Annotated in this window: 15 protein-coding genes; 9 read left to right on the top strand and 6 right to left on the bottom strand. The window is 51.2% G+C overall.

Annotated features, from left to right (window positions below; genetic code table 11):
• Positions 1-201 precede the first annotated feature (201 nt).
• The 9 genes from KQI79_RS18590 (at position 202) to KQI79_RS18550 (ending at position 9,280) form a co-directional block, all read left to right on the top strand.
• On the top strand, positions 202-1,449 hold the full coding sequence (locus tag KQI79_RS18590) for a glutamate-5-semialdehyde dehydrogenase (RefSeq protein WP_216539790.1): 1,248 nt from the start codon (positions 202-204) through the stop codon (positions 1,447-1,449).
• Between the two features lie 16 nt (positions 1,450-1,465).
• Complete coding sequence (gene proC / locus KQI79_RS18585; RefSeq protein WP_216539789.1) at positions 1,466-2,323, top strand: pyrroline-5-carboxylate reductase; 858 nt, start codon at positions 1,466-1,468, stop codon at positions 2,321-2,323.
• The gene (locus KQI79_RS18580; RefSeq protein WP_216539788.1) at positions 2,320-3,537 is read left to right on the top strand and encodes a 2,3-diketo-5-methylthiopentyl-1-phosphate enolase; all 1,218 of its coding nucleotides are present in this window, start codon (positions 2,320-2,322) and stop codon (positions 3,535-3,537) included. The genes proC and KQI79_RS18580 overlap by 4 nt, the downstream gene beginning before the upstream one ends.
• Entirely contained in the window at positions 3,534-4,196 is a 663-nt protein-coding gene (locus KQI79_RS18575; RefSeq protein WP_216539787.1) for a 2-hydroxy-3-keto-5-methylthiopentenyl-1-phosphate phosphatase, read from the top strand. The genes KQI79_RS18580 and KQI79_RS18575 overlap by 4 nt, the downstream gene beginning before the upstream one ends.
• A gap of 279 nt (positions 4,197-4,475) precedes the next feature.
• Entirely contained in the window at positions 4,476-5,195 is a 720-nt protein-coding gene (locus tag KQI79_RS18570; protein WP_216539786.1) for a hypothetical protein, read from the top strand.
• 494 nt (positions 5,196-5,689) lie between these two features.
• Positions 5,690-6,349 (top strand): methylthioribulose 1-phosphate dehydratase, encoded by a 660-nt coding sequence (gene mtnB, locus KQI79_RS18565; protein WP_216539785.1) that lies wholly within the window; start codon positions 5,690-5,692, stop codon positions 6,347-6,349.
• A gap of 194 nt (positions 6,350-6,543) precedes the next feature.
• Complete coding sequence (locus KQI79_RS18560) at positions 6,544-7,674, top strand: ABC transporter ATP-binding protein (protein ID WP_216539784.1); 1,131 nt, start codon at positions 6,544-6,546, stop codon at positions 7,672-7,674.
• Entirely contained in the window at positions 7,671-8,324 is a 654-nt protein-coding gene (locus KQI79_RS18555; RefSeq protein WP_216539783.1) for an ABC transporter permease, read from the top strand. Before KQI79_RS18560 ends, KQI79_RS18555 begins: the two co-directional genes overlap by 4 nt.
• A 26-nt stretch (positions 8,325-8,350) precedes the next feature.
• Positions 8,351-9,280, top strand: a complete 930-nt coding sequence (locus KQI79_RS18550; RefSeq protein ID WP_230193376.1) for a glycine betaine ABC transporter substrate-binding protein — start codon at positions 8,351-8,353, stop codon at positions 9,278-9,280.
• Here the strand turns inward: KQI79_RS18550 and KQI79_RS18545 are convergent.
• The 6 genes from KQI79_RS18545 to asnS form a co-directional block, all read right to left on the bottom strand.
• Positions 9,258-9,854: a TetR/AcrR family transcriptional regulator gene (locus KQI79_RS18545; protein WP_216539782.1), complete on the bottom strand. Its 597-nt coding sequence runs from the start codon at positions 9,852-9,854 to the stop codon at positions 9,258-9,260. The two genes, KQI79_RS18550 and KQI79_RS18545, sit on opposite strands and share 23 nt — an antisense overlap.
• A 32-nt stretch (positions 9,855-9,886) precedes the next feature.
• The gene (locus tag KQI79_RS18540) at positions 9,887-11,134 is read right to left on the bottom strand and encodes an MFS transporter (RefSeq protein WP_356712181.1); all 1,248 of its coding nucleotides are present in this window, start codon (positions 11,132-11,134) and stop codon (positions 9,887-9,889) included.
• Between the two features lie 126 nt (positions 11,135-11,260).
• Positions 11,261-11,758: a ferric iron uptake transcriptional regulator gene (fur, locus tag KQI79_RS18535; RefSeq protein ID WP_216539780.1), complete on the bottom strand. Its 498-nt coding sequence runs from the start codon at positions 11,756-11,758 to the stop codon at positions 11,261-11,263.
• A gap of 127 nt (positions 11,759-11,885) precedes the next feature.
• Positions 11,886-13,064 (bottom strand): oxalate decarboxylase family bicupin, encoded by a 1,179-nt coding sequence (locus KQI79_RS18530; protein ID WP_216539779.1) that lies wholly within the window; start codon positions 13,062-13,064, stop codon positions 11,886-11,888.
• 86 nt (positions 13,065-13,150) lie between these two features.
• Positions 13,151-13,858, bottom strand: a complete 708-nt coding sequence (locus KQI79_RS18525; RefSeq protein ID WP_216539778.1) for a DnaD domain-containing protein — start codon at positions 13,856-13,858, stop codon at positions 13,151-13,153.
• Between the two features lie 87 nt (positions 13,859-13,945).
• Positions 13,946-15,241, bottom strand: coding sequence for an asparagine--tRNA ligase (gene asnS / locus KQI79_RS18520; RefSeq protein WP_216539777.1), 1,296 nt, complete (start codon positions 15,239-15,241; stop codon positions 13,946-13,948).
• Between the last annotated feature and the right edge of the window lie 6 nt (positions 15,242-15,247).

Here is a 15,247-nt window from a genome sequence, read left to right as displayed (position 1 = left end):
TTCATGAAAATCACCCAATTCATTAGAAATAAAAAAAGCCTTCTCGGCGATTATTGGGGTGATTTTGAAAAGTCAAGAGGAATGTTTGTTCGCACCCCATGTTTGGGGGTGAAACAATAGAAGACCCTAGCTAGGAAGCTAGAGTCTGCAACGGAATGTGAATTCCGAGAAGCTTAATAAACATTAGAGGAGGAATCTGAAATGAGCGAAGTTAGGGAAAAAGCGAGGTTGGCCAAAGAAACGGCAAGCGTCTTGAACCGGCTTGCCACCCCGCAAAAAAACGAGGCGCTCCGCCTGATGGCCGCCGCCCTGTTGGAAGAACAAGAGTCGATCATCGCCGCGAACCGCGAAGATTTGGAACGAGGCAAAGCGCAAGGAACGAGCGATTCGCTGCTCGATCGCATCGCATTGAACGGCCAGCGGATCGAGGGGATCGCGGAAGGCTTGAGACAAATCGCGGAGCTTCCCGATCCGGTCGGGGACATCTTGGAGCGGTTCGAGCGACCGAACGGGTTGCAAATCGAAAAAATCCGCGTTCCTCTCGGCGTGATCGGCATCATATACGAAGCGCGCCCGAACGTGACGGTCGACGCGGCCGGGCTTTGCCTTAAGACCGGCAATGCCGTCGTCTTGCGCGGCGGGTCCGCGGCGCTCAGTTCCAATAAACGCATCGTAGAAGTGCTCCATCAAGCGCTCGCGAAATCTGAAATCCCGGCAGACGCCCTGCAATTGATCGAGGATCCGAACCGCAGCTCGGTCGACGAAATGTTGAAGCTGAACGGCTTGCTTGACGTCATCATTCCGCGCGGCGGCGCTTCGCTGATCCGGAACGTCGTGGAGAACGCCACCGTTCCCGTCATCGAAACGGGCGCCGGCATTTGCCACACGTTCATCGACGCATCCGCGCAGCAAACGATGGCCGAGCAAATCGCCATCAACGCCAAAGTGCAGCGTCCTTCCGTCTGCAACGCCATGGAAACGCTGCTTGTGCATAGCCATTACGCCAACCGGCATCTCGAATCGCTAGCCGGCCAATTGCGGGAAGCGAACGTCGAATTGCTCGGATGCGCGAAAACAGCGGCGCTCATAAGCGTGGACAAGGCGGCGGAAGACCAAGATTACGCGACCGAATACAACGATTATGTATTAAACGTCAAAATCGTGGAATCGCTTGACGAAGCGCTCGATCATATACGCCGCTACGGAACGATGCATTCGGAATGCATCGTCACGGAGGATGCGGAACATGCGGCCCGGTTTATGCAGGAAGTCGACGCCGCGGCGGTATATCATAACGCGTCGACGCGGTTCACCGACGGATTCGAATTCGGCTTCGGGGCGGAGATCGGAATCAGTACGCAAAAGCTGCACGCCCGCGGCCCGATGGGCTTGCCCGCGTTAACGTCGGAGAAGTACCGCATCTACGGTACGGGGCAAATTCGGAAGTAGCGAAGGAGTGAAGGCAATGAACGAGACTGCATTGCAAGAACGGAAAATATGCTTTTACGGCGCGGGTTCGATGGCGGAAGCGATCGTGCGCGGCCTGCTGGAGCGGAAAACGGCCGAGGCGCGCGACATCTCGATGATCAACCGTTCCAATCAAGCCCGATTAGCGAAATTGCGCGCACGGTACGGCGTTGAAACCGCGAACGAATCGGACCGCAAGCGGCGCCTGCTTCAGGAAGCGGACGTCATCGTACTGGCGATGAAGCCGAAGGACGCCGCGGCCGCATTACGCGAATTGCAGCCGCTCCTGACGGAAGGCCATTTGCTCGTCTCCGTCATCGCCGGGATGTCGATCGGTACGATGGAACGGCTCGTTGCCGGCGTCTGCCCGATCGTCCGCGCCATGCCGAACACTTCGAGCACCATCGGGCTCGGCGCGACCGGCCTCAGCTTCTCCGCTTCGGCTCTGGACGAACAACGGCGGCTTGCTGTCGGCATGTTCGAAGCCGTCGGCACGGTTGCCGTCGTGCCGGAACGACAACTCGACATTTTGACCGGCGTTTCGGGCAGCGGCCCCGCCTACGTATATTTCATGATGGAAGCGATGATCGAAGCGGGGGTGCAAGGCGGCCTTTCCCACGAGCAGGCGCGGGAATTGACGGTGCAAACTTTCCTCGGCGCCGCTCATATGGTACGGTCGACCGGAGAACATCCGGCCGATTTGCGCCGCAAAGTAACGTCGCCGAACGGAACGACGCAGGCGGCGATCGAAGTGCTGCAACACCATCATTTCTCGGAAGCCGTCATACGCGCCGTACACCGTTCGGCGGAAAGGGCCGGCGAAATCGGAGCCGAGATCGGGAGGGAATCGATTTGAGTTCAGTATGCATTGCCACGTACCGTTGTTTCGATCCGAAAGCGGATTTTCAGAAAAAAGCGTTATCCATCGCCGTCGGATTGACGGTCGGCAGCTGGACGGAACTGCCGGAGACCAAAAAAGAACAGATGCGCCGCCATTTGGGCCAAGTCGTTTCGGTCGCGGAACATGAAGACGCGAATACGGGAGAACGTTACGCCGACATCCGGATCGCCTACCCGGACATTAATTTCAGCCGCGATATCCCCGCCCTGCTCGTCACCGTATTCGGCAAACTGTCGATGGACGGCAAAATCAAATTGCTCGACCTGGAATTTTCCGAATCGTTCCTCGCCGGATTCCCGGGGCCGAAATTCGGCATCGAAGGCGTCCGCGGCTTGCTCGGAATCAAGGAACGGCCTTTGCTCATGAGCATTTTCAAATCGGTCATCGGCTACGATTTGGACGGATTGCGGGAACAGTTCTACCAGCAGGCGCTCGGCGGCGTCGATCTCATTAAAGACGATGAAATATTGTTCGAGAACCCGCTGACTCCGATCGAGCAAAGGGTTCGGGTATGCATGGAAGCCGCCCGGCAGGCGGAATCGCAAACCGGCAAAAAGCTGCTGTACGCCGTCAATTTGACCGGCCCAACGTCGAAGCTGGCGTCGCAAGCGAAGAAAGCGATCGACGCGGGCGCGAACGCCCTGCTGTTCAATGTGCTTTCGTACGGATTCGACGCGCTCCATGAATTAAGCGCCGATCCGGAGATCAATATCCCGATCGCGGCCCATCCGGCCCTCGCCGGGGCGCTGTACCCGTCGCCGCATTACGGGATTGCCGCCTCGCTCCTGCTCGGCAAGCTAATGCGTCTCGCCGGGGCCGATCTTGCGCTGTTCCCTTCCCCTTACGGTTCGGTCGTAATGCCGAAGGAAGAGAACATCGCGGTCAAAGAGGCGCTTACGACGCCGGATTTGCCGCTGCGGTCCAGCTTCCCGGTTCCTTCCGCCGGCATCTATCCCGGACTTGTCCCGCTCATTATCCGGGATTTCGGAACCGATGTCGTCGTCAATGCCGGAGGCGGCATTCACGGCCACCCGCAAGGAACGGCGGCCGGTGGGCGGGCGTTTGCGCAAGCGATCGACGCCACGTTGAACGGGGTGCCGTTGCAGCAATACGCCGCCAATTATCCGGAGCTGCGCGCAGCGATCGATGCCTGGGGGGTTAAACAATGAATTCGCGCAAACAACCTGTCGTCTTCTGCGATTTTGACGGCACGATTACGGTTAACGACAATATTCTCGCGATTATTAAACATTTTAATCCCGAAGGCTGGGAACCGATCGTTCAAGATATTATGGGCGAACGGAAATCGATTCGCCGCGGCGTCGGCGAGTTGTTCGAGCTCCTTCCCTCCTCTTCCAAGAAGGAAGTAGTGGATTTCGCCTTAAGCCAGGCGCGCATCCGCGAAGGCTTCGGCGAGTTTCTCGCGTTTTGCCGGCAGCGCGGCATCGAGTTTTATGTCACGAGCGGCGGAATCGATTTTTTCGTCTATCCGATTCTTGCGCCTTTCGATATTCCGGAAGATCATATTTTTTGCAACGGCAGTGATTTCAGCGGGGAACGAATCCGCATCACTTGGCCGCATCAATGTCAGAAACCTTGTACTAACGATTGCGGAATGTGCAAAACGACGATTATACGCCGCTTTCCGGCAGAGCGTTACGACCGGATTCTGATCGGCGACAGCGTCACCGATTTTGCCGGCGCCAAGCTCGTCGATCACGTCTATGCCCGTTCGCATTTGACGGAGAAATGCGAGCAGCTTGGACTCCCCCATGTTCCGTACGAAAATTTTTACGACATTATAACAGCTTGGAAATGTCATTCCTAAAAAATTATAATAATTGTATAAGTAACAGTTCTTCATGATATAAAATCTTCACCGTGAGAGAGAAACCTTAAATAACAAATTGTAGAATTACGCATTATATTTAGGACCAAAGTCACTAAAAATCTCCGGAATAATATGTTATTATTTTACTAATATTATCAAAAGAGGTGATATTATGGTTTAGTTATAAAATATTCGTAAACGTTGTTGGTTTACATCAAAGATTTTACTTCTAAGTATAATGTATAAACTAAACTAATACTATGAAGGTAATAATCGATGAAAGTTATCATTAAACAATTGACGGCTCTTCTCTTTTCTGTAGTTATTTTTTCTTTTTCATTTAGTAGTGCTTTCGCAGAAACGTCAAAATCGATCTCCGATGAAAGTATCGCAAACATCAAATCTAATTTGGTCAAAATGGGGGTCAATAAGGAAACTCAAGATAAATTAATTGAAAAATTACTTAATGGTGAGGCTTGGGATTCTATGAATCCCGATAAAATAAATACTGGGGAGACTAAAAAATTTTATAAAGTTTATTCTGGTAATAAAGTTCTGATAGCCAAAACAACTTTCCCAGACGGGTCAGTAAGTCAAACTACTATTACATTTAATGATATTGTTAATAAAAATGGGAAAATTAACCCAATGGGTGGCTCTTCTTGTGGTAGTGGTTACTGTACCTACTATGGCTTGAAAGTTGAGGGGGGTAACGGTGTCGTCGATGCAAGTTTTTATGCTGACTACACCCTAGTAACAGGTGGATATGACTATATTAATGATGTTTATCAGCCACAAGTCAGAGCGCAAATTGGTACAATCGAAGATATAAACGGTCCCACCATTTTACGCAAATATGAAACTCAGTCTCAAAGTGCTAGAGCATATCTGCAGTGGACATATAAACCATATCACACTGGAAGTGCAACACAATATCTGAATTTTGACGTTCAAAACGACTCTGTTTCTTCTTATTTTACTACTAATAACAATTGATGCAAATTTAAAATATAATAATTCTTATTATTTCAGATAGATTCGATAATTCACATATTAATCCCCTTCTATATGTTGATTAAGTTTGGATATATTATTAATAAATAACCCTTCTACTAGGAGGGTTATTTATTAAATTTTTGGTATATTGGAGTCAAAACGGAGTATAATAGTATTAAAATTTATTATTAGGAGGAATATTATTTTGTCAGAAGATACAAAGAATCAAAATGTTAATGATCGCCTTTCAACAATAGAATCTAAGATTAATTTAATTTATACTAGACAAAAAAAAAGCAATGTAATTTATACCATACTTATTATATTATTTGTTATCTTTATAATTATACAACTCGTAAGTTTTTATGCGATTAATTTACCATAGAGCATATTTGTTTCTTTATAGGCTGTAATATTCTAAACTAAAAATACATCTATATGAAAGCTCTCCTATTCAACTAGTAAAGTAAACAATCAGAAGAAAGGGAAATAGAATGACCTTTGCGAATATACCTCTAGAAGCGAAGCAACGCGCGCTGGCCGAATTGCGCGACATCAAGACGACGTTCGCGGCTCGCAATTGGTTCGCCGGCACGAGCGGCAATTTATCGGTTCGCGTCGGCGACTATGAACCGGACCGGTTTCATTTCGCCATTACGGCCAGCGGCAAAGACAAATCGGCGAATACGCCGGAAGATTTCCTGTTCGTCGACGCGCAGGGCAAAGCATGCGAAACGACGCAATTGAAGCCAAGCGCGGAAACGGCGATCCATAGCGAAATTTACCGGCTAACCGGATGCGGCGCGATCTTCCACGTACATACGGTATTCAACAATATCGTATCCGAATGGTTCTGGGAACGCGGCTCGATTCCCGTGGACGGCGTGGAGCTGATTAAAGGCTTCAACATATGGGAAGAAGAAGCGCATATCGATATTCCGATCGTCCCCAATTATGCCGACATTTCGAAGATCGTGCCTTGCATCGGCCCGAAACTCGATCCGCGCATTCCGGGCATTATGATCCGCAAGCACGGCATTTGCGCTTGGGGCGCCAACGCCTTTGAAGCGAAACGGCATCTGGAATCTTTCGAATTTTTGTTCGAATACGTCTACCGCTGGGAACTGCTAAAATCGGCTCGAAGCGGCATGTGACGGCGCAAGGCTTTAATAGAATACATGCGAACGATCCGAACGCTAGGCTGCACTTCAGCTTAGCGTTTTTTTGCGCTCCGGCCAAATCCAAGCGGATGCCTGCCTGCTCCTGAATAAGACCTCTCCCCTCAGGGGAAAATAGCGGCATATTCCTTGCGTACCAAATAACGCTTAGGCATAGGGAGGGTATAACGATGCTGCGGTTCGAGCATGTCGGCAAAACGTATCCCGACGGATTTCAAGCCGTTTCCGATTTGAATTTTGAAATCAACCGCGGGGAATTTATCATTTTCATCGGGCCAAGCGGCTGCGGCAAAACGACGACGATGAAAATGATCAATCGCCTGATTCCTCACACGGAAGGCGTCATTACGATTAACGGCAAAGACATTACGAAGGAAGACCCGGTAAAGTTGCGGCGAAGTATCGGCTATGTCATCCAGCAAACCGGCCTGTTCCCTCATTACACGATCGAGCAAAATATCGGACTGCTGCCCGATTTGAAAGGCTGGGACGCCGCCAAAAAGAAACAGAGAGTCAAAGAAATGCTGGACTTGGTAGGATTGGACCCGGCCGTATTCGCCAAGAGGTATCCAAAGGAACTGTCGGGCGGTCAGCAGCAGCGTGTCGGCGTAGCTCGCGCTTTGGCCGCGGATCCCGAAATCGTGCTAATGGACGAACCGTTCGGCGCGCTCGATCCGATCACAAGAGAACAACTGCAGGATGAATTGCTGAAGCTGCAGCAAGAAATGAAAAAAACGATCATATTCGTTACGCATGATATGGACGAAGCGCTTAAGCTCGGCGATCGCATCGCGGTCATGAAAGACGGGTCGCTCGTGCAGATGGAAAGTCCGGAAACGCTGCTACGGGAACCAGCGCACGGGTTTGTGGAACAGTTTATCGGGCAGAAGCGGATTTATCAAAATCCGGAATATATCCCTGTTATCGATATTATTCGAACCGATCCGGCGCTTGTCCGGAAAGACCGGTCGCTGGAAAAAGCGATTGCTTATATGAGACAGCGCAGAACGTATACGCTGCTTGCCGTCGAAGAAGACGGAACGCTGCTCGGCATCGTTTCGGCATATGACGTGTTGCAAAATATCAATAAAGCGAAGACGATCGAGGAGCTTGTCCGTCCCGCCGAGCCTTCCTTGCTCGATACGGCATCCGCCAAAGACGCGCTGATGGCGATTTCGTCGGCCAAGCATGGCATTATTCCCGTCGTCGACGCAAATCGCAAAATCGTCGGCATCGTGACGCGCGGTACGCTGCTCACGACGTTTGCAAGCCATTGGGCCGGAGGTGAACATCAAGAATGAACGGAACGTTATGGCAGCAATTAGCCACTCAATTTACGCTTCGCTGGAACGAATTGATTGCGGCGATAGGACAGCATATTATTCTCGTCCTTCTCTCGATGCTGATCGCGATCGTGATCGGCATTCCCGCCGGCATTCTCATCTCCCGCGTTCCATCTTTGAAAGGCTGGGTGCTCGGCGTGGCCAGCATATTGCAGACGATCCCGAGCCTGGCGCTGCTCGGATTCATGATTCCGCTCTTCGGCATCGGCACGCGAACGGCGGTCGCCGCATTATTTCTCTATTCCCTGCTGCCGATTATCCGCAACACGTTTACCGGAATTAAAGACGTCAATCCTTCCGTCATCGAGGCGGCCCGCGGGATGGGGATGACGCAAAGCCAAATCTTATTCCGCATCGAATTGCCGCTCGCTCTATCCGTCATTATGGCCGGAATCCGCACGGCAACGGTTATCAATATCGGAACGGCGACGCTCGCGGCGTTCATCGGCGCCGGAGGTCTCGGGGAATTTATCTTCTTGGGCATTACCAGAAATATCGATGCGCTTATTTTTCTTGGAGCGCTGCCGGCGGCGTTGCTCGCTTTGCTGATCGATTATTTGCTCGGCATGGTGGAACGCGCAACGACGCCGCGCGGTTTAAAAATCTAACCCGGCGCTTTGGACGGAGGAACGACATGAATCGAACAGGTGCAATGCAGCGATGGTGTGCTGCGCTGCTGGCGGCGTTATTGGCCGTCTCGCTGCCGGCTTGCGGGAATACGGAAAATAAAACAGGCAGCGTCCGAAACGCGAATATTACGGTCGGCTCGAAAAATTTTACCGAAAACATTATTTTGGCGCATATGATGGCCGATCTCATTGAAAACCGAACCGGGCTGACCGTGAACCGCAAAATGAATTTAGGGGGATCGAATGTTGCCTGGACGGCGCTCAAAACCGGCGATATTCAAATCTACCCGGAGTATACCGGAACGATCGTGACCAACTATTATCAGGAGAAAACCGGTTCGTCGGAAGAAACGCTGGCGCGAACGAGGGAATTGCTGAAGCGGGATCGATTGCAATTTCTCGAACCGTTCGGCTTCAACAACACATATATTCTTGCGGTACGCCCCGAAACGGCGGAACAATATCAATTGAAGACATACAGCGATTTGGCGAAAGTGGCGGCCGAGCTCGACTTTGCCGTTCCTTTCGATTTTCTCGACCGTCCGGACGGCTACCCGGGATTGCAGGCAATGTACCAAATGAAGTTTAAACGGGTGAAAGGGATGGATCAAGGCATTATGTACCGATTGATCGGCCAGGGCGATACCGATGTCGTCAGCGCCTATTCGACCGACGGGCAGGTCGACATTCATCACTTGACGCTGCTTCAAGACGATAAACATTTTTTCCCTCCCTATGACGCCGGTCCGGTCGTACGGGAAGACTTATTGAATCGATATCCGGAGATTGCGGACGCCCTCGCGCCTTTGAAAGGCGCCATAACCGAAGAAAAAATGCGGGAAATGAACGTCAAAGTCGATATCGGCCATAAAGCCGACGTCGTCGCGCGGGAATTTCTCGTTGCGAACGGCCTCATTTCAGAAAAAACCGAATGAGATGCCCGCTCATCGATTGCCGAATAAATTGCGCTCCTCTCGCTTCGGCAAATACGAACGATTGGATTAGCGTCAACAAATAATAGGCGAGTTCGCGCGGATCGCCGTCGACAAACTGGCCCGAGGCTTGCCCTTCCCGGATGATCGTCGAAACGGCATGCACGTTTGCAAGCATTTTCGATTTCACGGAATGTTTCAACGCAGGGGACACGGTCTCGGATACGAGCAATTGGTCGATAAAAATATGCTGAAACATCGCCTCCTGAAACGGACGGCAATCCATCGTATCAAGCAGACGCGTTAATTTTTGCTGCGGGTCCATGCGAAGGGGCTGCACTTGCTCGATATTTCGCTTCAACCCGCTAAGGCTGTTGTCGACGATCGATATATAAATTTCTTCCTTGGATTGAAAATAGTTATAGATGAGGCCGTGGCTCATGCCGGCCTTATTGGCGATGTCCGAAATTTTGGTGGCGGCTATCCCCTTTTCGGAGAACAATTGGACAGCCGCTTCCAATATTTGATCGCATCGCTCTTTTCTGCATTCGCGGTCTCTCTCGACATTTCTCGGCACAACGATTCACTCCTAACGAACGTTCATAGGCATTATGAATTCGTCGAGTTCGGCACGTTCGCCGGCGCTCCGGAAACGGTCGCGGCAACGGCGGAACGGTTCCGTCTGTTCCAAGTTAGGGAAAGCGCCAAACTGCCCACAAGAATGAGCGCGCCGAACATATACGGGAAATTGACATGCGTGTCGAACAAAATGCCCGCCAGCGCAGGTCCGAAAATATTGCCCAAGCTCATATACGCATTGTTCATGCCTGCGACAAAGCCCTGTTCCTCCCCCGCCATCTTCGACAACAGCGTATTGATGGCAGGCCGCATAATCGAGGTGAACGTGAAGAAAAAGAGCGTCACGAGCATGACGTACCAGAATTGTCCCGACAGCAGCATGCCGACGAGCGCAATGGCGGATAAAATAAAGGTCAGGTTAATTAATGTTTTCTCGCCGAAGCGTTTAATTAATTTATCGATCAACAACGCTTGAATAACGACGCCGGCTAACGCTCCGCATGTGATCAGGATTGAAATTTCCCTTGCGCTGAATCCGTACTTGTGATCGACGAACAGCGGGAAGATCGCTTCAAAATTAGCGAGCCCGAATGTAAGTGTAAACACTAGGATGAGCAGTACGAAATAAGGCGCTTTAAAGGAACGCGCGAATTGACGGAACAGACTTTCCTTCGCAACCTGAATATTGCGATTTTCCAGTTGCTTCTCCTTCGGCAACGATTCCGGCAAAAACGCCAGCGACGACAACATCGCGAGTGCGCCCACGCAGGCGGACACGTAAAAAGGAGCGCGCAATCCCAGTTCGGCTAGAAATCCGCCGATGCCCGGACCGATGACGAATCCGAGCGACATGGCCGCTCCTAGCAGTCCCATGCCTTTTCCCCGCTTTTCCTCCGTCGTCGTGTCGGCCACATAAGCCATCATCGAAGGGATCATCGCCGCCGCCCCGATTCCGCCGAGCAACCTGGCAAAGTAAAGGAGCCATACATGCGAAGCGATCGCAAATAATAAATTGGAGATCGAGAATAAAGCCAGTCCGGCAATGATCAACTTTTTCCGCCCGTATTTATCCGACCATTCCCCGCCGATCGGCGAGAAAATAAACTGCGTTAACCCGAAGGCCGCCACCAAATATCCGGCCGTTTGGCCGCCTGCGTTGAATTCTTTCAAAAACTCCGGCAGTACCGGAATAATTAATCCGATGCCAAGCATGGCAATGAACATATTCACCATCAATAAAAACAATGGGGAATTGCGATTATCAGATCTACTCTTCATGGTCTCTCCCTCTTTCTGATCTATTGGAATAGTATATCTGACAGATTGAATGAAAGTCAATTTGTAAAATAAAAAAACCTTTCGAAAAGGTTGAAAGGTTTTTCCATGATGATGCAAAAATTTCTGCTAAACGCGATTGCTTACGGCCGAATGGCCCCGGTTGGAGTTTTTCTCGCATCCGCCGTTTTGGCATTGATGGAAATGGCCGAAAAAATCGAGCCGATGATCGGATACCGTAAATCCGAATTCCCGTTCGATGCGTTTCTCCATCGCAACCAGCCAATCGTCTTTAATTTCTTCCACCGCACCGCATTCGGTACAAATTAAATGATGATGCATATGTTCATGGTCGTCGCTGCGCAAGTCGAAGCGCGCCGCTCCGTCGCCGAAATTCATCTTCTCTACGATTCGCAGTTCGCTGAGCAATTCAAGCGTTCGATATACCGTAGCCAGCCCGATATCGGGGGATTTGTCTCTAACAAGCATGAACACTTCTTCTGCGCTTAAATGATCTTCTTCGTTCTCCAGCAGCACTTGCAGCGTCGAAGCGCGCTGCGGCGTCAATTTATAACCTTCGCCCGACAATTGCCGATTTATTTTATCAAGCCGTTCCGCTATCGTCATGGTTGAAACGTACCTCCCTGGTTTCCAGCGTTTGAAACAAGTTATTTAGAATAATTCTAATTTAATAATATCCTATTTCCTTGCCGGATGTAAAGCTTTTTTATGTCGCGGACGGCAAATGGCTTTCTCATTGGGACGAATACTTGACGACAGGCCATTTCTCTTTGCGGAGCGCATTCATTAGTTCCGGTCCGACGCGCAGCGTATCTTGAACCAGTTCGCGCGGGGTAAGCGCCATCCATTGATTCAGCGATATATCCGCGAAACGGTCGCTTTTGAACATTTCCAGAAACCACAATGTTTGTTCTCCGGTATTTTGAATATAGTGACCGAAAGCGAACGGAACATACCCGACGTCGCCTGCCCTGTAATCGAACGTACGGGCCGTGCCGTCCGCCGCAAAGGCGGTCATCCGCCCTTGGCCCGAAAGATAATATTGCCACTCGTCGTTATTCGGATGCCAATGCATCTCCCGCATCCCCCCAGGCTTAATCTCGACCAGCGCCGCAGCGATGGCCGTAGAGATGGGAAAGTTGGAGGAGTCGACAATACGGACCGAACCGCCGGGAGTGCGGCTCGGCTGCTGAGCAAGCAAACGATGCATAAAGCTCTTCGGCACCGTGCCGTAAGGGCTCATGATTTGCTGGGTTGCGATCGCCCCCGGCACCTTGGCCTGATACATGTACACCTGCTTGGAAGGAATATGCGCAAAGGCGCTTTCCCGCACGCCGAAATTGGCCGCCAGCACATCTTTCGGCGTATGCGCAAACCAGTCGGAAATTGTAAACGTGTCGTTCTCGGAAAATTTGCCGTCGTCGAATACGAGCAGAAACTCGCATCCTTCCTCCAGCCCTTGAATCGAATGCGGCACGCCGGGAGGAAAGTACCATAGATCGCCTACGCCCACATCGGCAATAAAGTTTCGCCCGTCTTGATCGACCGCCGTAATCCGGGCCCGTCCGTAAATCATAAACGACCATTCCGCCTGCTTGTGCCAGTGCAATTCCCGCACGCCGCCGGGCGTCAGGCGCATGTTCACGCCGGATAACGTAGTGGCGATCGGCAATTCTCTCTCCGTCACCTCGCGCGACCAGCCGCCGTGCTCTAACCGCATATGCGTATCGGAGAAGGAAAATTTCAAGTTGGGGACCGTGCCCGCATCCGTCGGCGGCGGAACCAATAAATCCGGATTTTGCATATCCCGCAGCACGTCGCGCGGACCGGGATCGGTCGCGCCCGCTCCGTCCTCCCGAATCGGTTGGGGAGCACCTACGAATTCCTGTCGATCTTGAGGAAGTTTCCTCATAACAGCACACTCCTTAGATAAGAAATTGTCTTCTTAGTCTATGAGGTATTCCGGCAATTATTGCCGATCGCGATAATAGGAAACGGCTACGTTCTGCCTCCGGAACGAAACTTTTGGGTATAGGCTTTCGCCTCTTCGACAGTGCGGACGCGATTGCGCATCCATTCGAGCAAAATGCGGTCTATGTAACGGAAATGAACTTTGCCGGCAAAAACCGCTTCCTTGAGCGCCAGCAAGATTAACGGTTCCGGATAACGGTCTTTATCGATCCAACCGGCAATCGTCTCGCATTCCATCGGCGATAGCGGCCGGCCGAATTCCTGTTCGAAAATCGTAAACAAATTGGCGCTTTCCGTTTCGCTTTCCGTTTGAAGCGCTGCCGCCTGCGGCACGGCTTCCTGCCGTCGCCGCTGCTTCCGCAGCCTTGCCTCCTCCGCAACGCTTTCTCCCAATTTGTCATATAAACCGGATAAATTATAGCTTTCATACTGAATGTTCGTATCGGGATCGATATCTTCATCTATCGTTAGAAATCCGAGTTTCATCAAGCGCTGCAGCGCCTGAATCGTCATTTCCGGATCGGCGCCCATTCGCTCCTGCAGTTCCTCGATCGTCGGAAAATCTTTCTGCTCCCGCTGTTTAAAGCCGGATAAATGGATGAGCAGCATCACTTCCGTATCGCTTAGCTTCCATTTGCGGTAATGACGCAAGAGCGCATACGGAATATTCACGCCGCCTTCTTCCATGCCGGATGAAATTCCTTTGGCATACGCCTTCCACATTTCTTCGCTCACTTCGATGCTCCTCCCCGAACCGATATATGAAACGGAAGGCCGAAATATCGGCCTCCCTTGCTGTTCTCTATATATGCACAACGCTCGTTACGGATACAACCGATACAGCATCCGCGGGAAAGGTATCGTTTCGCGGACGTGGTCCAAACCGCAAATCCAGGCGACCGTCCGTTCCAAGCCGAGGCCGAATCCCGAATGCGGCACCGTACCGTACTTGCGCAAATCCAAATACCATTGGTACGCTTCCGTCGAAAGCTCATGTTCTTGAAAACGTTCCGCGAGCAATTCCGGATCGTCGATCCGCTGCGATCCGCCGATGATTTCCCCGTATCCTTCCGGCGCGATCATATCGGCGCATAAGACGACTTCGGGGCGATTCGGATCCGGCTTCATATAGAACGCTTTAATTTGCGTAGGGTAGTGGGTGATGAATACCGGTTTGTCGTATTTTTCCGCAATCGCCGTTTCATGCGGCGCGCCAAAGTCTTCGCCCCAAGGAATATCGAATCCTTGTCCATGCAAAAACTCGATCGCCTCGTCATACGTAATGCGCGGAAAAGGCTCCTTGATGCTTTCCAGCTTCGAAATGTCGCGGCCAAGCGTTTCCAGTTCCTTGCGGCAATGCTGCAATACCGATTGTACGACATAGGAAACGAATTGTTCCTGTACCCGCAAATTTTCTTCGTGATCGACGAAAGCCATCTCCGGTTCGATCATCCAGAACTCGATTAGATGCCGGCGCGTCTTCGACTTCTCGGCGCGAAACGTCGGCCCGAAGGAATATACCTTCCCGAGCGCCATCGCCGCCGCTTCCATGTACAGCTGCCCGCTTTGGGTTAAGTACGCGTCTTCTTCGAAATATTTCGTATGGAACAGATTCGTCGTTCCTTCGCAAGACGAGGGCGTCAAGATCGGCGGATCGACGAGCGTAAATCCGCGTTCGTCGAAAAATTGCTGGATCGCCCGAATAATTTGCGCGCGAATGACGAGAATCGCCCGCTGCCGCGGGGCACGGATCCATAAATGGCGGCGGTCCATCAAATAATCGACGCCATGCTCTTTCGGCGTGATCGGATAATCCTCCGTCAAATGAATGATGTCCACCCCTGTTACCGTTAGTTCGTATCCAGATTGGCTGCGCGGCTCTTCGCGCACGATTCCGGTAACGTATAGCGAGCTTTCCTGCGTCAAGCTTTTGACCGATTCCCACAGTTCGTCCGATACTTCGCTGCGGACGACAACGCCTTGAATATAACCTGTTCCGTCACGCAGCTGCAGAAATTGGATTTTCCCGCTGGAACGCTTGTTATGCACCCAGCAGCCGATCGTAACCGTTTGGCCGACATGGCGGCCGCAATCGGATATTACGCTTTTATTCGTCATCGACAT

Origin of the sequence: Paenibacillus sp. MSJ-34 (assembly GCF_018918005.1) — a bacterium.
In the GTDB taxonomy this organism is placed as follows: Bacteria; Bacillota; Bacilli; order Paenibacillales; family Paenibacillaceae; genus MSJ-34.
The sequence above is the reverse complement of the archived record's forward strand: the minus strand, read 5'-3'. Positions and strand labels throughout refer to the sequence as shown.